The organism is Tepidiforma flava (assembly GCF_027594505.1).
GTDB classification, from domain to species: Bacteria; Chloroflexota; Dehalococcoidia; order Tepidiformales; family Tepidiformaceae; genus Tepidiforma; species Tepidiforma flava.
This window is the reverse complement of sequence record NZ_CP115149.1, coordinates 1,153,812-1,176,675: the sequence shown is the minus strand read 5'-3', so window position 1 is coordinate 1,176,675 and position 22,864 is coordinate 1,153,812. Positions and strand designations below refer to the sequence as shown.

Sequence of the window (22,864 nt, the reverse complement as noted above, 5' to 3'; positions counted from 1 at the left end):
TCGGCCTTTACCTTCGCCGGGCCGGGGCCCGCCGCCGCCCGCCCTCGCCGCGACGTCCCCCGTTCGTCGCCCGCGAGCCCCTACAATGAGGGGGACGACCCGCCCGGGCGGGCCCCCTCGCGAGGTTTCGGCCCCATGCGCTACCGCCGTATCAGCTACCGCTATGCCCTCATGGTCCGCACCGGGCCGGAGCCCCTCGGCGCGGGGCTGCTCCCCGGCCGGGAGCGCGTCCGCCTCGCCCAGACGTGGTGGCAGCCCGCGGCCGACATCGCCGAATCGCCCGGCGCGCTGACCGTGATGGTCGAGCTCGCCGGCGTCTCCATCGACGATATCGACCTCCTCTTCTACGACGACGCGGTCGTCATCGAAGGCCGGCGCCGGCTGCCGCCCCCGCCAGTCGATGCGCGCTACCACGCCGCCCAGATCCGGCAGGGGCCGTTCCGGCTCGAAGTGCCGCTCCCCTGCGCCATCGACCACGACGCCACGCGGGCCAGCTACGAGAACGGCCTGCTCATCCTCGAATTCCCGAAAGCCAACGGAGGCACCACCCGGTGAGCGACGACGCCCTGCCCGCGGCCGAACGCCGGCCCGCCGACCCCGGCACGCCCGCCGATGACGGCGGCATCGAAACCCTTCCCGTCCTCCCCCTCCGCGGCGGCACCGTCGTCTTCCCCTTCGCCGTCGTGCCGCTCGCCGTCGGCCAGCCCCGCTCCGTCCGCCTCATCGACGATGTGATGCGGGCCGACCGCCGCCTCGTCTTCGTCGCCCAGAACACCGACGCCGTCGACCTCGCCGGGCCGGAGCACGTCCACCGCATCGGCACCATCGGCGTCGTCCACCACCTCGCCCGCTCGGGCGAAGGCACCCTGCAGGTCGTGGTGCAGGGGATGGAGCGCATCCGCATCCTCGAGTTCACCGCCACCGAGCCGTACCTGCAGGCCCGCGTCGAACGCGCCCCCGAGCGGCCGGCCGAGGGGCCGGAAGGCGAAGTGCTCCGCCGCGCCGTGCTCGAACTCATCGCCCGGCTGGTGGCCGTCATCCAGCTGCCGCAGGAGTTCGTCGCCGCCGCCGAGGCCCTCACCGACCCCCTCCAGCTCGCCTATCTCGTCGGCGCCGCGCTCCCCCTCTCCGGCGCGCAGCGGCAGGAGCTGCTCGAGCTCGACACCGTCGAGGCGAAGCTCCGCAAACTCGTCGAGTTCATCCAGCACGAAATCGCCGTGCGCGAACTCGGCCGCAAAATCGCCGAGGAGACGGAACAGCGGCTTTCGAAATCGCAGCGCGAATACTTCCTCCGCGAACAGCTCCGCTCCATTCAGAAAGAGCTCGGCGAAGGCGAAGGCGAGGAGATCGCCGACCTCCGCCGGCGCATCGAGGAGGCCGGCCTGCCGCCCGAGGCGAAGGCCGAAGCCGAGCGCGAGCTCGACCGGCTCGCCCTGCTGCCGCCCGGCTCGCCCGAGCAGGGGATGATCCGCACCTACCTCGACTGGATGGCGAACCTCCCGTGGCAGCAGCTCAGCGGCTCCGCCATCGACATCGAACGCGCGCGCGCCGTCCTCGATGAGGACCACTACGACCTCGAGAAGATCAAGGACCGCATCCTCGATTACCTCGCCGTGCGCAAGCTCCGCGCCGAGCGCGCCGCCGCCGCTGCCGATGGCGGCGAAGAGGCGCCGCCCGCCGAGCGCGCCGCCGCCGAGCCGATCCTCTGCTTCGTCGGCCCGCCCGGCGTCGGCAAGACGAGCCTCGGGCAGTCGATCGCCCGCGCGCTGGACCGGAAGTTCGCCCGCGTTGCCCTCGGCGGCGTCCACGACGAAGCGGAGATTCGCGGCCACCGGCGGACGTACATCGGCGCGATGCCCGGCCGCATCATCCAGGCGCTCCGGCAGGCCGGCACGCGCGACCCGGTCATCATGCTCGACGAGATCGACAAGGTTGGCAGCGACTGGCGCGGCGACCCGGCCGCGGCCCTCCTCGAAGTGCTCGACCCGGCCCAGAACCACCGCTTCACCGATACCTACCTCGGCGTGCCGTTCGACCTCTCGGCCGTGCTCTTCATCGCCACGGCGAACACGCTCGACACCATCTCGCCGCCCCTGCGCGACCGCATGGAGGTGATGCAGCTCTCCGGCTACACGGAGGAGGAGAAGCTCCACATCGCCGAGCGGTACCTGGTGCCCCGGCAGCTGCGCGCCCACGGCCTCCAGCCCGGCGAAATCGTCTTCGAGGAGGCGGCCCTCCGCCACATCATCCGCCGGTACACGCGCGAAGCGGGCGTGCGCGGGCTCGAGCGGGAAATCGCCGGCGTCGTCCGCCGCATCGCCCGCCGCGTCGTCGAAGGCGAAGCCACGCCCGTGACGGTCGACGTCGCTGCCGTCGAAACGTACCTCGGCCGGCCGCGCATCCCGGAGGAGTCGCTCATCCGCATCGACCGGCCCGGCATCGCCACCGGGCTCGCCTGGACGCCCGCCGGCGGCGACGTCCTCCAGGTCGAAGCTGCGGCCATGCCCGCCGCCGAGGAGCGGCTCATCCTCACCGGTCAGCTTGGCGATGTGATGCGCGAAAGCGTGCAGGCGGCGCTGACGTGGGTTCGTTCGAACGCGGCGAAGCTGGGCATCGACCCGGGCTTCTTCGAGCACAAGGCGGTGCACGTCCACGTGCCGGCGGGCGCGGTGCCGAAGGACGGCCCCTCCGCGGGCATCACGATGGCGACGGCGCTCGTTTCGCTGGCGAGCGGCCGACCGGTGCGCTCCGACGTGGCGATGACGGGCGAAATCACGCTCCACGGCCGGGTGCTGCCGGTGGGCGGCATCAAGGAGAAGGTGCTGGCCGCGCACCGGGCCGGCATCCGGACGGTCATCCTGCCGAAAGAGAACGAGCGCGACACCGAAGATGTCCCCGAAGAGGCGCGAAAGGACCTCCGCTTCGTCTTCGTGACCGACGCGGAGGAGGTGATGCGGGAAGCGCTGGGCTAGGGGCGGATTTCGAACCAGGGGCCCAGGAAATACCCCAGCCCGTCGATGCTGCTGTCCGGGATGAGCTGCTCCGCGATGATAGGGTTCGAACCGGAGCACTCCCAGCGGAAGATGGAGTTGTGGCCGGTCACCGCCAGCGGCGGGGACGTCCATGGATTGGCGCGGCACCACGCCAGGAGTTCGGGGGATGGCTCCCGGCTCGTGTTCGCCTTCATGCATGGCCCGGCACTGGCCATGACCCGGCAGCCCAGCACCTTCCCGGCCCAGCAGCGCCAGACGACCTCCTCCCCGGGCTGTCCCCCGAAGGGCGAAGGGTCGCCCGCATAGTAGATGCCGAGAGGCTGCTGGTGCACCGGCCAGTCGATGGTGTCGACCCAGCGACAGAACGAAAACGGGTCAGAGAACAGCGGGCTCCGGGCGCGCCCGGACACGAATTCGACTGCCGGCTCCACCCTCGGCCGCGCGTCGGCGGTTGCAATCGCGTAGGCGATGCCCTCGGCAATGGTGAACTTCCACGTGACGATTCCTACCACCCGCCCGCAACGGTCCACGAGCGGGCCGCCGGAGTTCCCGGGGTTGAGCGCGGCGTCAGTCTGCACGATTCGGCCAGCCGATGTTTCTCCGTAACGGGAGACGATGCCTCGCGTCACGACTGGAAGCCCCCTCGCGCCCAGCGGATAGCCGATTCCGTAGACCTCGTCGGCGAGACGGACCGCGCCCGCCTCGGCCCACGTAAGGGTTTCAAATGAAGGCTCGGCACTGAGCACAACCGCCAGGTCCCGGTCGGGAGAGACGTAGTAAACGCTTGCCGATGAGCGGCGCCCGTCCTGCCATTCGATGGTCACGGCGTCGCTGGTGCCGACGACGTGGCGGTTCGTCACGAGCACGTTGGGACTGACAAAGAACCCGGACCCGGAGCTTTGTTCGGTCAAGATGCGCACCACCGCGCGGCTTGCTCGGGCGATGTCCTGCTGGCCGCATTCCGTTGGTTGCGGGGTAGGCGGGCTTGGGGTAGGCGTCACGACTGCCGTCTGGAGGGCGGCCACCGTCGCACGGAGGCTGTCCACGTCAGCCGACTGGTTTGGCGCGGGCTCCCGGTCAGCACAGGCGGACAGGATGGGGAGCAGGCAGAGTGCGGCGCACGTGATAACCGCCGCGTGCGTTCGCGAAATCGCGGCCGGCTCGCTTGGGTGGCGCTGAGCTTGTGTTTTTCGAAAGATGACGGGCATGTGACGTCTCGCCCGGAGGTGCAGGTATTCGGCCGAATTGTGGCGGAGGAGTCCCCGGGCTGTCATATGCGTCCCGCTGAAAGCCATCAATTGACTCGCCGATGAGGTGTCGGCGAGCACGTGCCGCACCTGTCCATCGCTGCAGTAGCGCCGAGCGGGTACGCGGGTGGTTGTCGCCTGCTCGAGGGCGTCATCGCGCCGGCGGAGGGGTGCGCCCAATCACGACAAATCTTGTCGCTATTGCGGCGGGGCGCGGCCGCGGGCTACTGTTTGCGCCCGGAACCTATGGGCATCGACGCAGTTCTCACGGAAGCAGAGCGGCACCTGCGGGCAAGGGTCGCCGGGGTTGAGCTGCTCGGCGAAGTCACCTTGCAGCAGCGCAATGCCGAAGAATTGTGCCGAAACCTCGGCCGCCTTGGACTCGGAGCTGCCGAGATCCGGTGGCCCCACTGCCTTGCCGTGGGCATCGTTGCGGTAGCGCGGTTCTGGTACGACGGCGACGCCTTCTGGCCGCATCTGAAGGAGGCGTTCGGTCTCCGCCGGTTCGACATGAGCGACCAGTCGGCGCTCGGCCAGTGGTTCGAAGGCTACCTTCGGAAGAACCGGTTGCCGACCTTCGCGCACCTCGTCGAGGAAGGCGCGCTCCGATTTCTGACACCGATCCTGGGGCACTCGCTCATCCCCTGCGCACTCGTGCCCCATTTCATGGAGCGCGTCATTTGGCCGAGCGTCGAGGACCCTTCGAGGTACGGAGCCACGGCGGAGGAGATCCAGCAGCTGGTGGCCCGGCGGCAGCAGGTTATGCCGCGGCCGCTTCAGCGATTCATCGTCCACGGCGGGCGCGTGGCCCGCGATATCCTCGAACGGTCGCTCGATGTGGCGGGTGCCGCCGGCGCCGGAGAGGAGCCGCCAAAGCTCCTGCCGGGCTGGCTCCAGGATGAGATTGTCGCCTGGGTGCGGCAGCGCGCCGCCGGCGGCCTGGGCCGGGGGCGGCCCCGGCAGCGGACCTCCTGGCGGCCCCCGGTGCTGCGGTTCGACCCAGTCTTCGTCCAGGTCAAGCTCGAGCTGCCGTATCTTGACGACCCGTCGGCGAAGTGGGCGGTGAGCTTTTCGGGGGACCGCATCGCTGAAGTCGGTTACACGCCACCCTGGAAGCGGCTCGGCGCAGCCGAGAGTGTCGCAGTCGAGCGGCCCTTCAGCAGCCTGCGGGTTGATTGCTCCCTTGGGAATGGGCGCACCGTGACGCGCTCTCTCGGCGGGCTGTCAGTGGACCGGCCGTATCTTGTCTTCGATGCCCGTTCCGGCCGGGTCCTCGCCGACCAGCGCTACCTCTCCGGTTCGGACTGGTACATCGTCATGCCTGCGTCCGCCGCCATCGTGCTGGCAGGCGGCGCGGAACTGCGCGCGAAGGAAGACCTGGGCGAACCGTTCGGGGCTTGGCCGGACCTCACTGTCCGCCGTTTCGTCGTTGAACAGTCCGTCGATGAGCTCGTCCTCGTGGCTGGACGGGAGGAGTTTCGCCTCAGGCGCATCCAGCAGCCGAAGGCGGCGTATCTCGACACTCCTGAGCTGCCGCCCTATCTCGCGCCGATGACCGATGCCGTCCTCGCGTTCGAATCCCGGCTGCCGACGGTGGTGCTTCCGCCGCGCTCAGGCGCGGGCGCGCATGAAGGTCTGCCCGAAAGCTGGGTCGCCCGCACGTGGTCGGACCGTGAGGGCCCGCACATCGAAATGCCGGCAAAAGACCTCGACCCCTCTCCCGAGCCCGGTGGGGGCTTTCGGGTCCGCCTCGAAAACCTCATCCCGGGCCACGACGTTGGTGAATGGAATATCGAACTGCTCGGGCCCCTGGGGCAGGGCCTGCGCCGGCGGCTGGCGCTCCTTCCCGATATTGCCTTCGAAGGCGCGGAGGAGGCTGTCGGGGTCGCCGGGCCCGACCTCCCGGTCGCGCGGGTCATCGCCCGGACCCGGGAGGGGATGGAAGTCCTTGAGGAGGGCGACGCCCACGCCCCGGTCGAACACGGGTGGGAGCTGTTCGACCGTAACCGCAACGGCCGCATCCCATTCAGAGTGCTCGACAGCCGGACTGGCCGGGAAGTCCACGCGCTGCTCAAGCTGCCCGTCGTCCAGTGGTGGTGGACCGGCCACGGGGCCTGGGGCTCGGCCGCGAATGCCCCGCTTTCGCTCGTCGTCGAGGAGCTCGAGGCCCGCTCCGCTCCCCGCCTGCGCGCGGAGAACCCCACGGGTCACCGCCTCGCGCTTCGCTTGTACGGCCACGCCGGCAACCTGCTCCAGGAGCAGGTCAAGGCCGGGCAGGCGGTCCTCTTCGAGCTCGCGAGCTACCTCACAACGCTCGAAGGCGAAATCAGCACGACGGGCCACCTGCGCCTCGAGCTCATCGGCAGGCGCGACGAAGTCCTCGGGAGCGCGGAGGTCGCCCGGGTCCGCCGCCGCATCGAGGTTGGCGAGCTGAACTTCCTCGATACCGGGGACGGCACCACGGTCGAGTGGCAGCTGCGGAAGCCCCCGGAGAACCTGCAGGCGCGCGTCACGAGCCTCGCACGGCCGTGGGAAGACGCCGAGACAGCCTCTGCCGAGGTCGGCACGGGTGGAGTCTGCCGGGCGACCTTCCGGCTGATGTCCCCAGGCCGCTACCGGTTCGAGCTGCTCGTCGACGACCCCTGGACGGGCACGACACCGCTTGGTGACCCCGTCGAGACGTGGAAAGGCAGCCTGCAAGAGCTGCGGCGCCGCGTCCAGGGCCTCCCGCCGACGGTTGAGGGCAAGCTCGAAGACCTGCTCCTTGACCGGGACATGAGCTCGCGCGATACCCGGTTTCGCGAACTTGTCCGCGGGATGGGGCCGCACCAGGCCGGCGAACTCCTGGGGCTCGTATTCCGTGCGTGTGCCACAGGGCGGGGCGGCGAACTCCTCCGATTGCCCTGGGAGGAGCTTGCCCCGGCAGTCACGCGGATTCCGTCGGCAGACCTCGAAACGCTCATCACAGCGCTCCCGGTCACCCCCGGCGACAGCCAGTCTGCGCCGCTGCTCGTCGCGGCGGGGTTGGACCGTGCGCCGGCGCTCGCTGGCGCACCATTGACCGCAGAAGCGCGGGCGCGGCTCTGGCAGCTATGGAAGCCGCTGGGCGCGCTTGCCGAGCTGCGGCTGTGCCCGGTCGACCCCCAGGCCTTCGAGAGGTGCTCAGACCTCCTCGGCTTTCCCGGGTCCGCGGAGGTCAACGGCGCCGAAGACGATGCCCCGGAAGGTGGGGATTCCGGGCGTACCGCGAAAATCGCCGACCGCCCCGGGGGGCTTCCTGAGGTCGGCAGCGCCGGCGGAACGGAATTCAGCCCGGAGCCGGTTCGGATAGCGGCCATGAAGGCGCTGCTGAGCCCGGTGCCCTCTCGGCCCTTCGACCGGGATGGCTGGCTCAACGCCTGCTTCGAAACGCTGGAAGGCCTCGCAGGCAGGGCAGCTCAGCTGGAGCCTGAGCGCGACCGGCTCATCCGCAAGTATGGGAACCTCGCGCCCCAGCTCGAGCAGGCGGTCGTGAAGCTCCTGCCGGCGCTGGGTCTTGATTCCCGGCAGGTTCATCGCGAGCAGTACCCGTGGGCGTTCCTGTGCCGGGTCTCCCTGGTCGCGGCTGCGGCGCGCCGCCTGGTCGCCCGGCGCGAGGCGGTCCTGCCCCGGGAGCGGTTCAGAGAGCTCGACGACGTCGCCGCGGCTCTTGCCCGGCTCCTCCTCCCTGTCTATGAACGTGACCTCATGCTTGCCGAAATCCTCTGTTGCCAGGAGTTCGAGTGGAGACAGCAGAGCAACTGAACCCTATCGCAGCCACTGAGGCCATCGCCGCCACCTATCTTCGCTACCTGCGAACGACGCTTCACACAAACGATGCGAACATCAATGCGGCGATGGCGCGGGCCATTGAGGAACTGAAGAGTCCCCTCGTGAAGGGCCCCATCGTGCAGGCCTCGCCCCGGTACCGCGCCGGCGCGACAATCCGACAGCTCGTCGAAGAGGGTGTCCTTTCGCGCCAATGGCTGGAGCGAAACTTCGGCGACACGTTTGGCGTGGACCGGGCCCTGTATGCGCACCAGGAATCGGCTGTCCGCAAGGCTGCCGGCCAGGGCCGCAACATCGTGGTCGCGACGGGCACCGGCAGCGGGAAAACGGAGAGCTTTCTTATCCCTATCCTCGATGAGCTGTTCCGGCAGAAGGAGCGCGGTGAGCTCGGGCCGGGCGTCCGCGCCCTGCTGCTTTATCCGATGAACGCGCTCGCCAATGACCAGCTGCGGCGGCTCCGGGAACTCCTCCAGCACTCGCCGGACATCACCTTCGGGCGGTACACGGGAGAGACGCCGGATAGCCGGCGGAAGGGCGAACAGGCGCTTCGAAACTGGTTCCCGGACGAGCCGATCCTCCCCAACGAACTCCTCGGCCGCGAGGAGATGCAGGCGTCGCCGCCCCACATCCTCCTCACCAACTACGCCATGCTCGAGTACCTCCTCCTGCGGCCGACCGACTCGCCGCTGTTTGACCCGAAGGGGGAGCTCGGCTGGCGGTTCGTTGTGCTGGACGAGGTCCACACCTACGACGGCGCCATGGGCATGGAGATGGGCATGCTCCTCCGGCGCCTGCTCGACCGCGTCCAGCGGGGTCCCGGCAGCATCCAGGGCATCGCCACGTCAGCCACCGCCGGCGGGCCTGGCGACCGGGACGCCATCGCCCGGTTCGCGGACGACCTTTTTGGCCTCCGGTTCGAGTGGCAAGCGGCCGACCCGGGCCGGCAGGACGTCATTGTTGCGGAGGTTGAGCCCCCGGTGCTGCCGCTACCGGGTGAGGAGGTCGACCTCGAAGCCGCCGCGGATGACCGCTCCCCGGGAGCCCTTGAGCGGCTGCTCGCCGACCCGCGCGTCCAGGCGGTCGTCACGGGCCTCGCCGAGCGGCCGCTGTCACTCGACGCGATCGCCCGCCTGATCTCCGACCCGCCGCGGAAGACGCTCGCTGTGCGGCTCATCGAGCGCCTGGGCAGTGAGCAGCACCCCCAGACGGGTGCGCCGGCGCTCCGGGCGCGGTACCACACGTTCGTGCGGTCGCCCGAAAGCGTCGACGTCTGCCTTCGCCGCCACGCCGACGGTCTCCCGCGCGTCTTTCTCGAACCGCAGCGCCATTGCCCGGAGTGCGGAGAGGATGCCCCGGTCTCGGAGCTCGCCATCTGCCGGCGCTGCAGCCAGTGGCACCTCCGGGGGCAGCGGAAAACGGACGGTGAGAACCGCGACCGCCTCGTGCGGGCGAGCGACCTCGATGACACTGTGCCGGCGATTCGCTACCTGGCGCCGGCAACCGGGCCAGAGCCGAACGAAGATAACGACGATGAACCCGCGCCCACGGTGGAGGGTGAGCTCCTCGCCCCGCCGGAACCGGAGAAACTTCTCGCGTTTTGTCTCGGCTGCGCCCGTGAAGTCCAGGGCAACAGCTGCGACTGCGCCCAGCCGAACGTTGTCACGGCGAAGATCGCCGAGCGGACCAAGAGCCTCGCCTACCGCTGCGTCAATTGCAACGCCCCGAGCAGCCAGGGGGGACTCCGCCGCCTGAGGCTCGGCACCGATGCCCCGCCGGCCGTTGTCGCATCAGCGCTGTTCGATGCGCTCCCCCGGGGCGAGAGGCGTCCGCGCTTCCTCAGTTTTGCCGACAGCCGGCAGGATGCCGCCTTTTTCGCGCCGTACCTCGAGCGGACCTATGGGCGGGCCGCCCGCCGCCGGGTCATGCTCCAGGCGCTCCGGAAGGCATGGGATGATGCACGGGGCCTGGGCGTCCGGCTGGAAAGTCTCGTTCCCTACATGGAGCCGCTGGCGAGCGAGCTGGGGTTCCCCGGTTCCAACGGCGACGCGCTCAAACTCTCCCAGACGCTGAAGGGATGGGTGCTGGCTGAGCTGACGGCGATCGATTCCCGGCAGTCCCTCGCCGGGGTGGGGTTGGCGGCCCGGCGCCTCGCCAGGCCGAAGGACTGGGAGCCGCCCCGGGCGCTCCTCCAGGCACCATGGTCGCTGACCCCCAACGAGGCGTGGTGGCTCATCCAGGCGCTCCTGCGGACCTTGCTCGATGACCAGGTGGTCACCGTCCCCAGCGGGGTGAGTCTGACCGACCCCGTGTTCAACCCGCGGAATAAGCCCGTCGGGTTCCGGGAGCGCGGCGGGGAGAGCCGCCCCAACCTCATTCTGAAAGGGTGGCTGCCCGGCCGGGATTCCGGCACGAACGCCCGGGTCGACCTCCTCGTCCGGGTGCTCGAGCGCACCGCGCCCGGGATGGACCCCGCTGAGCGCAGGGAGACAGCGGTGCGCTCGCTCGAGGGGCTTTGGAAATACTTGATGAAGCCCGGCGGGCCGCTTGCTGGCGCAATCGAACGAACCTCGGGGCGGCAGGTCGGACAGTATTACCAGCTCCGGTTCGACTCCTGGGAGTTTGTCCCCCCGTCCGACCTGTTCCGGTGCGACCTCTGCGGCACGGTGGAGCACGGGGCCGTGCGCGGCGTTCTGCCCCTCGTTCCGCTGCCGCGGAACCGCTCATCCGTTCGACGGCTTTGACGACAGCCATCACTACCGGCGGCTATACGAGCAGCCGCCGGCCGGCCCGCTGGTCGCGGAAGAACACACCGCCCAGTGGGCCTCGAGCCAGGCGGGGAGTGTGCAGGAACGCTTCGTGAAGCCGGATGGCGACATCAACGTCCTCAGCTGCTCGACGACCTTCGAGCTTGGGGTGGACGTCGGCGAACTCGAAGCGGTCTTCCTCCGCAACGTTCCGCCGACAGCGGCGAACTACGTCCAGCGCGCAGGCCGCGTCGGCCGGCGGCTGTCGTCAACGAGCCTGGTGGTCACCTTTGCTCAGCTGCGGCCCCACGACCGACAGGCGTTTGAGCGCGCCGAGGACTGGGTCGCCGGGAACGTGCCTGCGCCGCGCATCCCCGCGCGCAACGAACGGATCGTCCGGCGCCACGTCCATTCCGTGGCGATGTCGCGTTTCTTGCGAAAGATCGCCGGCCCGGATGGCTCCGTCTGGCCGAGATTCGCCCACGAATTTTTCGAGGCGGCCGATGGTTCCTCGAAATGGGAAGGCTTGCCTTGCGACTTGCTTCGCCGCTACCTCGAAAGCAGGGAGGCCGAACTCCAGGACGAGCTCAAGCGTATCGTCCCGGAGGAGCTGTGGAGCGACCTCGGCATCGAAAGCTGGGAATGGGCCGACCGCCTCGCGTCGGACGATGCGAACAAATCGCCCCTCGCCCTGGCCGAGCAGCAGTACCGTGCCGATGTCGAGCTCTTCCGGCAGCTGGAAAGGGAGGCATCCGACAGCGCCAACTACACGGCCGCCCGTCGGTACCAGTGGGTGCTCCGGACTATCCGCGAGGCTTGGCTCATCAACCTGCTGGCGAGCCGCGGCGTGCTGCCCAAGTATGGCTTCCCGGTCGATGTCGTCGGCCTGATGACGTCGCACCTCGACTCCACCGTGGCCCGGCAGCTCGAGCTCGAACGCGACCTGCGGATCGCGGTTTCCGAGTACGCCCCGGGTTCGGCCGTCGTCGCCGCGAAGCAGGTGTGGCGTTCGGTTGGCCTTCGCCTTTTGCCGAGCAAGGGGCTGCCGGAGCGCGAATACTGGCGCTGCCCTGGTTGCAACAGGCTTTACACAAGCCCCGATATGACCGGGGGAGATTGCCCGCGGTGTGGTGGCCCCGTACGAGGCGACCGGATGGTCGAGCCGGTGTACGGGTTCGTCGCGGGCCAGCCGAACTCCAGCCTCGGTGACGACCCGCCCCCGCGGCTCTATGCCAGCCGCGTGCTCTTCCACGAAATCGGCGGCGCATCTGAGGCCCAGGAGCCGCGAAAGCCGCTGCCCGCACTGCGGGGCAGGACGACGGTACTGGGCCGCTATGCGCGCAACGGCTGGCTGGCGGTCGTCAATGACGCGAGAGGTCGCGGCTTCCGCTTTTGTGCCGATTGTGGCGCCGCTCACCCGGGCGGGTCAAAAAAGGATGAGAGCTGGAAACACAGAAATCCGGTATCGCCACGTGAGTGCAGCGGGAAGGTCGAGAAGGTTCATCTCGGGCACCGGTTTGCGTCCGATATCGCCGAGTTCGAGTTCCCTCACCTGGACGTCGAACCCAGGGATGAAAGCCTCCGCGCCTCGGTCCTGGCGGCGCTCCTCGAGGGTGCGCGGCGAGCCCTCAAGGTGCGCGCGGGCGACATCAATGGCCTCGTGTACACGTCCGACAGCCGGAACCCGGTCTTCGTGATTTACGACGAGGTGCCCGGCGGCGCCGGCCTTGCGAAGGAGGCATTCCAACGCTTTGAGGAGGTCATCAGAGAAGCCATCCGCGTGTGTGAGTGCACCTGCGGCGAGCACAGCTCGTGTTACGGCTGCCTGCGCTCCTACCGGAACCAGGACGCGCACGAGATGCTCGACCGCACCCTGGCCAGGGAGGTTCTCACCAGCGTGCTCGCCGGTTGAGGCTGGCTGCCTCCCTCCTGCACCAGCCGTGCCCTTGTGCGCGGTGGCGCCAGCGCCATGCGCCGCGGCACGCTCGAGGCTACAGCCCCCGCGCCTCCAGGTAGCGCACCCGCCACTCGGCAGCCTGCAGGAGCAGGATGGTGAGGAAGCTCGCCCCCGCCATGAACGGGATCGACACGAAGCCGAACTCCTCCACGAACCGCACCGTGCACGAGACCGCGGAGCCGGTGCAGATCTGCGCCTGGTTGGGGAACAGCTCGAGCTGGTAGTGGTAGATGGAGATGAGCAGGCCGATCCCGGCCAGCGTCACGAGGTACTTCGGCGCCAGCCGCCCCCGGCTCACGACCGTGACGCCGAGCAGGATGGCGAGCGGGTACATCGCGATGCGCTGGTACCAGCAGAGGTCGCAGGGGGTGAAGCCGACGTACTCCGAGTAGTAGAGCGAGCCGGCCATCGCGGTTGCCGCAACGGCGAACATCGCCTTCTGCCCGTGGCCGGTGAGGAAGCTGCGCAGCCGGCTCGCCGCCGGGTGCTCGGCGGCGAGGATGGCGAAGAGGGCCGCGAACACGATGCCGATGGAGCCCGCCGCGAGCACCGGCGAGACGTACTGTTCCGATTCCATAGCGAACCCGCGGGCGAACGGCCCGCCTGCCCCCATTGTACGCGCGCGGCCACGGAACGCCGGGACAGGCCCGGGAAAGAAGGCAGGCCCGACCGGCCGGGGGGCGGGAGCGGGCGCTCAGGCGCCGGGCTGGCCGGCTGGCCCCGCCACGCCCGCGTTCTCCGCCCGGTACGCCCTCGCGGCGTCGCCGTTGCGCAGGCCGGTCCCCTCCACGTCGACCTTCGGCAGCAGGCGCTCGAGCCACGCCGGCATCCACCAGGCAGCCCGGCCCAGCAGCGCCAGCACCGCCGGGACGATCGTCATCCGCACGATGAAGGCGTCGAACGCGATGCCCAGCGCCAGCGCGAACCCCATCATCTTGATGAGCGTTTCGCTCGCGAGGATGAAGCCGGCAAACACCGAGAGCATGATGAGCGCCGCCGCCGTCACCACGCGCGCGCTGTGCTGGAAGCCGTAGACGATCGCTTCGCGTTCGCCCAGGCCGTGGACGTGCTCCTCGCGCATCCGGGTCACGAGGAACACCTCGTAATCCATCGCCAGGCCGAAGAGCACGCCGACGAGGAAGATGGGCATCAGGCTGAGGATCGGCCCCTCCTGGTCGACCCCGAACAGCGGCGCCAGCCATCCCCACTGGAACACGGCCACCACCGCGCCGAGCGTCGCAGCGATCGTGAACAGGAAGCCCGCCGCCGCCTTCACCGGCACCGCCACCGAGCGGAACACGAGCAACAGGAGCACCAGCGCGAGCCCGACGACGACGCCGACGTACGGCAGGAAGGCCGCCCCGACCCGTTCCGAAAAGTCGACCTGGATGGCCGTCTGCCCGGTGACGGCGAGGCTTGTGCCCGTTTCCCGCGCCTGTGCGCGGATGGCGTGGACGAGGTCGGCGGTGGCCGCATCGGCCGGGCCGCCGGCGGGGATGACGCGCAGCAGGGCGAGCGTGCCTGCCGGGTTCACCGTCGGCGGGCTCACGGCGACCACGCCGGGGAGCGCCCGGAGCTGCGCCGCGGCAGCCTCGCCTGCTGCCGCCGGTTCGCCCCCGGCGGCATCGACGATGACGACGAGCGGTCCATTGAAGCCCGGCCCGAACGCCTCCTTCACGAGGTCGTAGGCCTTCCGCTGGGTGGCGCCGGGCGCGGCCATGCCGTCATCGGGCAGCGCGAGGCGCACATCGAGCGCGGGGATGGCGACGATGCCGAGGAGCGCCATGCCGCCGATGGCCGCTGCCCACGGCCGCCGCGTGATGAGCCCGGCCCACCGGGCGGCGAGCCCCGTCGCGGCCCCGGCGCCATGCGATTCGGGGTCGCGGACAGCCCGGCCGGCGACGAACCGGCCCGCCGCGCCGAGCAGGGCCGGCAGCAGCGTCACCGCGATGAGCACGGCGAGCGAGACGGTCGCGGCGGCGGCGAGCCCCATCTGGGTGAGCAGCGGGACGTTCACCACCGCGAGGCCGCAGAGGGCGATGACGACCGTCAGCCCCGCGAACACGACCGCCGAGCCGGCTGTGCCGTTCGCCCAGCCGGCCGCCTCCTCCGGGCTCCGGCCGCTCGCGACCTCGTGCCGGAAGCGCGAGAGGATGAACATCGCGTAGTCGATGCCCACGGCGAGCCCGAGCATCATCGCGAGCGTCGGCGTGTTCGTCCCGATGCTGGTGAACCCCGAGAGAGCGGCGATGCCCGCGAGCCGATGCCCACGCCGGTGAATGCCGAGATGAGCGGCAGGCCGGCTGCCACCAGCGAGCCGAAGCTGAGGAAGAGGACGACGGCCGCGACGGCCACGCCGAGGATTTCGCCCGTGCTGCCGGCGTGGAACTCCCGCAGGGCATCGCCCCCAACCTCCACCGTCAGCCCTGCGGCCCGCGCATGCTCCACCGCAGCCTCGAGCGCCCGCTTCGAGGCCGCATCGAGCTGGCCCGCCGGTTCGACGAACGAAACCTCGGCGATGCCGACCCGGCGGTCGGGGCTGATGGCGCCCGCGGCGAAGGGGTCCAGCGCGTAGGCCACACCGGGCAGCTGCGCAAGGTCGCGGCCGAGCGCCTGCACCCGCTCCTGGACGCCCGGGTCATCGAGCGTTTGCCCCGGGGGCGCGGCGATCACGACCCGCGCAGAGGCGCCGGCCAGGTTCGCCTCCGGGAATTCGCGCCCGAGGCGGTCCAGCGCCTCCTGCGACTCCGTGCCGGGGATGGTGAACGAATCTTCGCGCGGGCCGGAAAAGGCGATGCCCGCGGCGACGGCGCCTGCGAGGATGAGCGCCCATGCGGCGATGACGGGCCACCGGCGGCGGTAGCCGAACCGGCCGAGACGATACAGGAGCTGGGCCATGGAAAGAGAACCTCCGGAGCTGGTGGGCCAGGCAGGCGGCGGCGCTCAGGCCGCCGTCCAGCCGAGGTCGACGGTGATGACGGTCCCGTTGATGCCGCGGGCAGCGTCAGAAGCCAGGAAGAGCGCGACGGCGGCGATGTCTTCCGGTTCGAGCAGGCCCGGCATCAGGCTCGTGAACGCCTGCACCCGCGCCATGCCCGCCGGGTCGACCCCTGCCCGCGCCATCGATTCGCCGATGTTCGTCTTCGTCCCGCCCGGGGCGATGGCGTTCGCGCGGATGCCCTTCGGGCCGTACATGTAGGCGGTGTTCTTCGTCAGCCCGATGAGCGCGTGCTTCGATGCCGTGTAGGCCGCGCCCGCCGCGCCGCCGTGCAGCCCGCCCACTGAGGCGATGTTGATGATGCTCCCGCCGCCCTGTTCCGCCAGCCTCGGGATCGCGCGGCGCATCGTGTGGAGCGGCCCCTCGAGGTTGATGGCGAACACCCGCCGCCACGTCTCGTCGCTCACTTCCGCGACGCCCGCCATCGAATCCATCACCCCGGCGTTGTTCACGAGCACATCGAGCCGGCCGTAGGCGCTGAACGCGCGGTCGACGAGCGCCTCGGCGGCCGCCCGGTCCGAGATGTCGCCCTGGGCGGCTTCGACGGCAGCGCCGGCCTGCCGCAGCTCGGCGACGGCCGCATCCAGCCGCTCGCCGTTCCAGTCGCCGAGGACGAGCTTCGCGCCCGCGGCGGCGAACTTCCGCGCCATCGCGAGCCCCATGCCCGAGGCCGCTCCCGTGATGAGCGCAACCCTGCCGTGGAGATTCCCGGCCGTTTCCATCGAGACCTCCGTGCCGTGTTCGATGCCGCCATCGTCGACTATCTGTCACTCAGTGTCAATACTGGCGTTGAGCGCACCGTTCGGCATCGCGTAAAATCCCGCCATGGGACAGGGAACAGCCGCCCCGGCGGGCGGCCTGCGCGAACGCGCCCGCCGGGCCATCCGGGCCGAGATCGCGCGGGTCGGCATGGAGCTCTTCCTCCGCAACGGGTTCGAACCGACCACCGTCGAGGAGATCGCCGCCGCCGCGGGGATTTCGCGCCGCAGCTTCTTCCGCTACTTCGCCTCGAAGGACGAAGTGGTGCTCGCCCACCTCGACGAGCTGGCGGCGACCGTCACGGAGGCGCTGGCAGCGCGCCCGGCCGATGAGGACCCGTGGGTCTCGCTCCGCCGGGCGTTCGATGCCGTCGTGGCCGAGGCGGAGGCGGACCGGGCGGCGAACTACGGGCTCACCCGCCTGCTGAACGAAACGGAGGCCCTCCGCGGCCAGTATGCCGAGCGGCAAAAGCGCGCCTGGGTGGAGGCCGCCGCGCCGATCCTCGCAGCGCGCCTGCCGCCGCATGCCGGCCCGGGGCCGGACCTCCGCGCCGAGGCGCTCGTCGCGGCAGCGCTCGGGTGCGTCTCCATCGTTGCCGATGCGTGCCTCGCCTGCGGCCCCGAAGCCGATTTCGCCGCCCTGCTCGACCAGGCGATGGCGGCCGTCCGGCCGCTCAGCTAGCCAGCTGCGGCCCGGCCGAGGTGCCGGGCGAAGAATTCCTCCCACGCCTGCCGTTCGTAGAGCGGGACCTGCACGTGGCGGCCCGGGTTCGCGTGGAGCGTCTTCTCCGCCGAGCCGAGCGCGTCGAACAGCGCGAGCACGGAATCGCGCGGGGCCACCTCATCGTCCCACTGGCACATGACCATCGCCGGCACCGTAATCTGCCGGGCGAGGCGGCCGAATTCCTCGTTCCGCACCCCGGCGAGGCCGAGGACGGCAGCGCGCACGCGCGGTTCGCCCGCGACGAACGGCACGCCGATGGCGGTGCCCATCGACAGCCCCCACCAGCCGACCGGCCCGGCGCCGACCTCCGGCAGCTGCTGCGCCGCATCGAGCACGGCTTTCCATTCGCCGACGGCGCGGCCGACGCGCGCGGCGAGCTGGCGCATCCGATCGGGGTCGATGGGCGGCAGCGCGGCGGCCCCGCGGAGGGCGCGGGCTTGCGCCAGCTCGGCCTCGCTGGCGCGTTCGCCGTGGCCCGGGTTGTCGATGCTCAGGCAGGCGTAGCCGTGGTGGCGGACGAACGCGCGCGCCTTGGCGAGCAGGGTATCGACCCGCTTGTGCTGCATGCCGCCGTGGCAGAGGAGGAGGAGGGGCCGGGGCCCGCGGGCGCCCTCCGGGAGCCAGAGGATGCCCGGCACGCGCTCGCCCTCGATGGTCATCTCGAAGGCGCGTTCGGTGACGCCGAGTTCGGTGGATTCCGCGGTGAACTGCACGGGTGCTCCTTCCCGGCGCGGCGGGGCCGGGGCGCCGTAGATAAGCTAGGGTCCAGCTGTTAACCTAGCCTTGTCAAGGGACCACCCACGCGATTGCCCGTTTTCTAAGAAAAACAGCGGAGCAGCTTTATGGTCGACAGAGTCAATCGAGCAAAGCGATCGGAGATAATGTCCCGCGTACGGTCAAAGCAATGCTCGTCGACGGAGCTTTCCGTAATTGCTGACCTAACAAGCTCCGGCCTTCAGTTCGTTCTCAACCCGCGAGATATAACGGGAAAACCGGACATTGTGATTCCTTCCCTGAAGTTCGCGATTTTCCTTGATGGCTGCTTCTGGCACGGTTGTGATTTGCACTGCAGAATGCCTAAAACCAATTCGGACTACTGGAAGACTAAGATAGCAACCAACAAGCTAAGAGATTCATTAGTCACGACGGTTCTCATGATCAATGGCTGGCGTGTTTGGCGCATCTGGGAGCATGATATTCCTCACATCAGCATTGCTAAACTATTAAAGCCCATAATTGAGGGCCAAGCCGATGGAACTGCATGATATTGAAACTGATTTGCTACAACCTCTTTGTCGAGACTTAGAATCTTTGCTTGCGAACAGTAGTGCTCGCATTAGTTCCGTTACGTTCGAGGAAGTCGTTGCAGAGAGAGCTAAAGAATTTGCCAAAGCGCGGCATCTCCCGTTTATGTATAAAGACCGGCCTTATGCTTTTCCTGACATTGTCATTGACAATGTAGGAATAGAGGTGAAATTTACCAATCAAGACACCTGGCGTGGCGTTGCTAACAGCGTTTTGGAGTCTTCGAAGGTCAAGGACGTTCGCGAGGTATACGTGATATATGGCAAGGCGGGAGGGTTGGTTGCGGTCCGGTGGGCCAAGTACAAAGACGTTATAGTTCACGTGCGGACCTCGCATGTGCCCCGTTTTGAAATCGATATGGACCTTGGCGATCGGGCCGAAGGAAAAAACATTTGGGACCGGGTCGGTATTTCCTACGATGAGTTTAGTGCGATGGATCCTAAAGCAAAGATGAGAATCATCCGAGATTACGCGAGAATGAAGGCTCGTGGGCATAGGGTCCTTTGGTGGCTCCCAGACGACGACGAGCTAGACACAGCGTTACCGGCAGAAGTTCGCCTGTTTCAGGAGCTGGAAGAAAGTGAAAAGAGGCGACTGAGAGCCGAAGTATCTATACTATGCCCGGAAGTAGTTTCTGGTGGTCGGAATAGACGTAAGTATACTCGAGCGGCAAAATTGCTTGTAGCGCGTTATGGAGTAGTCGCTCCTCAATTGCGGGACCTTTTTTCCGCGGGCAGTGTCGCGTTGAGAGGGGACCCAACGCGGGGCGGCAATTATGTACAACGAGCCATGGTGGATATAGAAAAGGAACTAGAGGAAGCTTTGCTTCGTCTGAGCGATGAATTAATTCTCGAATTCTGGGGTGATAGCCCGTCATTTAAAGATCGGAAGCGGACGTGGCTAGCGAAAGTTGATAGGCTGGCCGTGGGATGGGTCCCGTCTGAAGTTCTCTTTCGGTGAGGGTGGCGGCGCACGCCGTAGCGACATGCCAGGCTAGCACGGGAGGGACCGCGTTCCCAATCTGGCGTTCAATGGCACGCATACCGCCATGAAATATAAACGAGTCAGGAAAAGACTGAAGGCGGGCGGCTTCTCGTAACGAAAGACGACGGTGGCCAAGGTAATGGAATTGGATGTTGCCGTGGTGTTCAGCCCTGATGGTTGTGGCGGGACGGTCGCGGGCGATTTGTCGTTTACCTTGGTCTGGACTTGGTTTTGCCCGACTCCAAATGTGCTGTATGGAAGGATTTTCCGGTGAGTCTTCGAGATCGGAAAGGGCGATGTGAGAAGTGATCCACTGGCTTTGGGTGTGAGTTGGGGTGGGGAAGGTGAACGGGGGAATGCCGTGGTGGGTTCCTACGATAAATAGACGTTCCCGAATCTGCGGGACGCCAAAGTCGGCTGCGTTTAAGACCTGAAAGGTCAGTGTGTAGCCGAGGGAGGCAAAATCAGCGAGTATCCTGGAGAAGGTAGTGCGATTGTATTTAAACAGGAGAGATTTGACATTCTCGGCGACGAACATGCGCGGGCGAAGCTGAGAGATGACATCGAGCATCACGGTATAAAGGTTAGTGCGTTTCCCGGCGAGGCCTTGGCGCTTGCCGTTGATTGAGACGTCTTGGCAAGGAAAGCCGCCTATGACGAGGTCGGCTGCGGATGGTAGTTGAGGAAGGGCATCGCGAACGTCGGCGGCAATGATGTTTGGTGCGACATTGGTGGAATAGGTGCGGGCTGCGGAGGGATCAATGTCGTTGGCCCAAATAATGGCAAATGCGTTGAAAGGGTAATAGTGTCCTAGAAACGTGAAACCGCCCACGAAGCCCAAGTCAAAGCCGCCGCATCCGGAAAACAGAGAAACCACTGAAAAGGCCGTTTGGTGGGACATTACACCAACTGGTGGATTCGGGGTATTGGCGGTGGTTGAGTGGGTGGGCTTAAAGTAACTCCCCGCAATGGTAGCAGGGGTGTTTGGGGATGGGCAAGGGGCTGCCCACTGGGCAGCCCCCGGTCCATCGCTGCGTTCCCCCGGCAGCGGATGCGGCGGTTCGGCGCCGGCCGGCCTCAGCTGTGGAGGTCGAACCGGTCCAGGTTCATCACCTTGTCCCACGCGGCCACGAAGTCGCGCACGAACTTCTCCTGCGCGTCGTCGCAGGCGTACACCTCGGCGAGCGCCCGCAGCTCGGCGTTGTGGCCGAAGATGAGGTCGACGCGGGTGGCGGTCCACTTCACGGCGCCGGTCGCGCGGTCGCGGCCTTCGTACTCCTCCTCGGCCTCGCTCGTCGGCACCCACGCGGTGTTCATGTCGAGCAGGTTGACGAAGAAGTCGTTGGTGAGCTGGCCCGGCCGGTTGGTGAGGACGCCGAGCTTCGTCTCGCCGCTGTTCGCTGCGAGCGCCCGCATGCCGCCGACGAGGACGGTCATCTCCGGGGGCGTGAGCGTGAGCAGGGCGGCCTTTTCGACGAGCAGGTGCTCGGCGCGCTTCCGCAGGCCGGGCTTCCGGAAGTTGCGGAAGCCGTCCGCCTTCGGCTCGAGGTAGCCGAACGATTCGACGTCGGTCTGCTCCTGGCTGGCGTCCATCCGGCCCGGGGTGAAGGGCACGGCGACATCGAAGCCGGCATCCTTCGCCGCCTTTTCGACGGCCGCGCAGCCGGCGAGCACGATGAGGTCGGCGAGCGAGATGCGCTTGCCGCCGCTCGCTTCGCTGTTGAACCGCTGCTGGATGCCTTCGAGCACGCCGAGGATGCGGGCGAGCCGCGGCGGGTCGTTCGCGGGCCAGTCCTTCTGCGGCGCGAGCCGGATGCGGGCGCCGTTCGCGCCGCCGCGCCGGTCGGTGCCGCGGAAGCTCGAGGCCGAGGCCCAGGCGGCGAAGACGAGGTCCGAGACGGAGAGGCCGGAGCCGAGGACGGCCGCCTTCAGCTTCGCGATGTCATCGGCATCGACGAGCGGGTGGTCGACCGGCGGGATCGGGTCCTGCCAGGTCCACACCTGGGTCGGCTTGAGCGGGCCGAGGTAGCGGGTGACGGGGCCCATGTCGCGGTGGATGAGCTTGAACCAGGCGCGGGCGAAGGCGTCCTCCAGCTCCTCCGGGTGCTCGAGGAAGCGGCGCGCGATCTTCTCGTAGACGGGGTCCATCTTCAGCGCAAGGTCCGTCGTGAGCATGATGGGCGCGTGCCGCTTGTTCGGGTCGTGCGCATCGGGCACGAGGTTCTGCGCCTCGGGGTCGGTGGGCACCCACTGCCAGGCGCCGGCCGGGCTCTTCGTGAGGTCCCAGTTGTACTTGAAGAGGGTTTCGAGGTAGGAGTTGTCCCACTTCGTCGGCGTCGGGGTCCAGGCGCCTTCGAGGCCGCTGGTGTAGGTATCGCTGCCCTTGCCGGTGCCGTAGCTGTTCTTCCAGCCGAGGCCCTGCTCGTGGATGGGCGCGCCGCCCGGCTCGGGGCCGACGTAGCTGGCAGCGTTGGCGCCGTGCGTCTTGCCGAAGGCGTGGCCGCCGGCGATGAGGGCGACGGTTTCCTCGTCGTTCATCGCCATCCGGCCGAACGATTCGCGGATGTCCTTCGCCGCCGCGAGGGCGCTGGGCACGGCGTTGGGGCCCTCGGGGTTCACGTAGATGAGGCCCATCTGGATGGCGGCGTACGGCTCTTCGAGCTGGCGCTCGCCCTCGTGCCGCTCATCGCCGAGCCATTCCTCCTCGGGGCCCCAGTCGATGTCCTCCGGCTCCCAGACGTCTTCGCGGCCGAAGGCGAAGCCGGCCGTCTTGAAGCCCATCGATTCGAGGGCGACGTTGCCGGCGAAGGCGATGAGGTCGGCCCAGCTGATCTTCTTGCCGTACTTCTTCTTGATCGGCCAGAGGAGGCGGCGGGCCTTGTCGAGGTTCGCGTTATCGGGCCAGCTCGCGAGCGGGTCGAACCGCTGGGTGCCGCGGGAGGCGCCGCCGCGGCCGTCGTGGACGCGGTAGGTGCCGGCGGCGTGCCACGTCATCCGGATGAAGAGCGGGCCGTAGTGGCCGTAATCGGCGGGCCACCAGTCCTGCGAGGTGGTCATCAGCTCGATGAGGTCGCGCCGGAGCGCTTCGACGTCGAGCGTTTTCAGCTCTTCCCGGTAGTCGTAGCCGGGGTCCATGGGGTCGGAGGCGGGATGGTTCTGGCGGAGCAGGGAGAGGTCGGGCTGTTCGGGCCACCAGTCGCGGTTGCGCTTGCCCTTCAGCTTCATGGTGCCATCGGCGGACATGGGCGAGTACTCCTCCAATGCGGTGTGCGGGCGGGATGGATGGTGCCCGGGCGCGGTGTGGGCGGGTGCGCCGCACCGCTGCCCGTGCGAGGGTAGCGAACCGG

Annotated in this window: 16 protein-coding genes; 8 read left to right on the top strand and 8 right to left on the bottom strand. The window is 68.3% G+C overall.

Annotated features, from left to right (window positions below; translation table 11 throughout):
• The first annotated feature begins 135 nt into the window (after positions 1 to 135).
• Positions 136 to 555, top strand: a complete 420-nt coding sequence (locus tag O0235_RS06850; RefSeq protein WP_270057796.1) for an Hsp20/alpha crystallin family protein — start codon at positions 136 to 138, stop codon at positions 553 to 555.
• Positions 552 to 2,972 carry an endopeptidase La gene (gene lon / locus O0235_RS06845; protein ID WP_270057795.1) on the top strand — a complete coding sequence of 807 codons (2,421 nt, stop codon included), beginning with the start codon at positions 552 to 554 and terminating at the stop codon, positions 2,970 to 2,972. The genes O0235_RS06850 and lon overlap by 4 nt, the downstream gene beginning before the upstream one ends.
• Here lon and O0235_RS06840 read toward each other — a convergent pair.
• Positions 2,969 to 4,201 (bottom strand): S1C family serine protease, encoded by a 1,233-nt coding sequence (locus tag O0235_RS06840; protein WP_270057794.1) that lies wholly within the window; start codon positions 4,199 to 4,201, stop codon positions 2,969 to 2,971. The two genes, lon and O0235_RS06840, sit on opposite strands and share 4 nt — an antisense overlap.
• Before the next feature lie 120 nt (positions 4,202 to 4,321).
• Between O0235_RS06840 and O0235_RS06835 the strand changes: the two genes are divergently transcribed.
• The 3 genes from O0235_RS06835 (at position 4,322) to O0235_RS06825 (ending at position 12,703) form a co-directional block, all read left to right on the top strand.
• Positions 4,322 to 8,023, top strand: coding sequence for a hypothetical protein (locus O0235_RS06835; RefSeq protein ID WP_270057793.1), 3,702 nt, complete (start codon positions 4,322 to 4,324; stop codon positions 8,021 to 8,023).
• 92 nt (positions 8,024 to 8,115) lie between these two features.
• Positions 8,116 to 10,788, top strand: coding sequence for a DEAD/DEAH box helicase (locus tag O0235_RS06830; protein ID WP_270057792.1), 2,673 nt, complete (start codon positions 8,116 to 8,118; stop codon positions 10,786 to 10,788).
• 100 nt (positions 10,789 to 10,888) lie between these two features.
• Positions 10,889 to 12,703 carry a DEAD/DEAH box helicase family protein gene (locus tag O0235_RS06825; protein ID WP_270057791.1) on the top strand — a complete coding sequence of 605 codons (1,815 nt, stop codon included), beginning with the start codon at positions 10,889 to 10,891 and terminating at the stop codon, positions 12,701 to 12,703.
• A 79-nt stretch (positions 12,704 to 12,782) separates the two neighbouring features.
• Here the strand turns inward: O0235_RS06825 and O0235_RS06820 are convergent, their stop codons facing one another.
• The 4 genes from O0235_RS06820 to O0235_RS06805 form a co-directional block, all read right to left on the bottom strand.
• Entirely contained in the window at positions 12,783 to 13,325 is a 543-nt protein-coding gene (locus O0235_RS06820; protein WP_270057790.1) for a disulfide bond formation protein B, read from the bottom strand.
• Between the two features lie 117 nt (positions 13,326 to 13,442).
• Positions 13,443 to 14,945 carry an MMPL family transporter gene (locus O0235_RS06815; RefSeq protein WP_270057789.1) on the bottom strand — a complete coding sequence of 501 codons (1,503 nt, stop codon included), beginning with the start codon at positions 14,943 to 14,945 and terminating at the stop codon, positions 13,443 to 13,445.
• On the bottom strand, positions 14,942 to 15,646 hold the full coding sequence (locus O0235_RS06810; RefSeq protein WP_270057788.1) for an MMPL family transporter: 705 nt from the start codon (positions 15,644 to 15,646) through the stop codon (positions 14,942 to 14,944). The genes O0235_RS06815 and O0235_RS06810 overlap by 4 nt, the downstream gene beginning before the upstream one ends.
• Before the next feature lie 45 nt (positions 15,647 to 15,691).
• On the bottom strand, positions 15,692 to 16,468 hold the full coding sequence (locus O0235_RS06805) for an SDR family NAD(P)-dependent oxidoreductase (RefSeq protein ID WP_270057787.1): 777 nt from the start codon (positions 16,466 to 16,468) through the stop codon (positions 15,692 to 15,694).
• A 103-nt stretch (positions 16,469 to 16,571) separates the two neighbouring features.
• Here O0235_RS06805 and O0235_RS06800 point away from each other — a divergent pair, with 103 nt between their 5' ends.
• On the top strand, positions 16,572 to 17,186 hold the full coding sequence (locus tag O0235_RS06800; protein ID WP_270057786.1) for a TetR/AcrR family transcriptional regulator: 615 nt from the start codon (positions 16,572 to 16,574) through the stop codon (positions 17,184 to 17,186).
• On the opposite strand, the gene O0235_RS06795 is transcribed toward O0235_RS06800, so the two are convergent.
• A complete protein-coding gene (locus O0235_RS06795) occupies positions 17,183 to 17,941 on the bottom strand; it encodes a dienelactone hydrolase family protein (protein WP_270057785.1) in 759 nt (252 codons plus the stop codon). The genes O0235_RS06800 and O0235_RS06795 overlap by 4 nt on opposite strands.
• Before the next feature lie 129 nt (positions 17,942 to 18,070).
• On the opposite strand from O0235_RS06795, the gene O0235_RS15750 reads away from it, so the two are divergent.
• Both O0235_RS15750 and O0235_RS06790 read left to right on the top strand, forming a co-directional pair.
• Positions 18,071 to 18,493 (top strand): very short patch repair endonuclease, encoded by a 423-nt coding sequence (locus O0235_RS15750; protein WP_373324387.1) that lies wholly within the window; start codon positions 18,071 to 18,073, stop codon positions 18,491 to 18,493.
• The gene (locus tag O0235_RS06790) at positions 18,480 to 19,493 is read left to right on the top strand and encodes a hypothetical protein (RefSeq protein ID WP_270057784.1); all 1,014 of its coding nucleotides are present in this window, start codon (positions 18,480 to 18,482) and stop codon (positions 19,491 to 19,493) included. Before O0235_RS15750 ends, O0235_RS06790 begins: the two co-directional genes overlap by 14 nt.
• On the opposite strand, the gene O0235_RS06785 is transcribed toward O0235_RS06790, so the two are convergent.
• Positions 19,411 to 20,418 carry a DNA cytosine methyltransferase gene (locus tag O0235_RS06785; protein WP_270057783.1) on the bottom strand — a complete coding sequence of 336 codons (1,008 nt, stop codon included), beginning with the start codon at positions 20,416 to 20,418 and terminating at the stop codon, positions 19,411 to 19,413. The two genes, O0235_RS06790 and O0235_RS06785, sit on opposite strands and share 83 nt — an antisense overlap.
• Positions 20,419 to 20,594: 176 nt before the next feature.
• Entirely contained in the window at positions 20,595 to 22,760 is a 2,166-nt protein-coding gene (gene katG, locus O0235_RS06780) for a catalase/peroxidase HPI (protein WP_270057782.1), read from the bottom strand.
• Between the last annotated feature and the right edge of the window lie 104 nt (positions 22,761 to 22,864).

Coding starts and splice junctions, on each gene's coding strand:
- O0235_RS06850 (WP_270057796.1), top strand. CDS start 136: ATGCGCTACCGCCGTATCAGCTACCGCTATGCCCTCATGGTCCGCACC.
- O0235_RS06840 (WP_270057794.1), bottom strand. CDS start 4,201: ATGCCCGTCATCTTTCGAAAAACACAAGCTCAGCGCCACCCAAGCGAG.
- O0235_RS06830 (WP_270057792.1), top strand. CDS start 8,116: ATGGCGCGGGCCATTGAGGAACTGAAGAGTCCCCTCGTGAAGGGCCCC.
- O0235_RS06820 (WP_270057790.1), bottom strand. CDS start 13,325: ATGGAATCGGAACAGTACGTCTCGCCGGTGCTCGCGGCGGGCTCCATC.
- O0235_RS06815 (WP_270057789.1), bottom strand. CDS start 14,945: ATGATGCTCGGGCTCGCCGTGGGCATCGACTACGCGATGTTCATCCTC.
- O0235_RS06810 (WP_270057788.1), bottom strand. CDS start 15,646: ATGGCCCAGCTCCTGTATCGTCTCGGCCGGTTCGGCTACCGCCGCCGG.
- O0235_RS06805 (WP_270057787.1), bottom strand. CDS start 16,468: ATGGAAACGGCCGGGAATCTCCACGGCAGGGTTGCGCTCATCACGGGA.
- O0235_RS06800 (WP_270057786.1), top strand. CDS start 16,572: ATGGGACAGGGAACAGCCGCCCCGGCGGGCGGCCTGCGCGAACGCGCC.
- O0235_RS15750 (WP_373324387.1), top strand. CDS start 18,071: ATGGTCGACAGAGTCAATCGAGCAAAGCGATCGGAGATAATGTCCCGC.
- O0235_RS06790 (WP_270057784.1), top strand. CDS start 18,480: ATGGAACTGCATGATATTGAAACTGATTTGCTACAACCTCTTTGTCGA.
- O0235_RS06785 (WP_270057783.1), bottom strand. CDS start 20,418: ATGTCCCACCAAACGGCCTTTTCAGTGGTTTCTCTGTTTTCCGGATGC.
- katG (WP_270057782.1), bottom strand. CDS start 22,760: ATGTCCGCCGATGGCACCATGAAGCTGAAGGGCAAGCGCAACCGCGAC.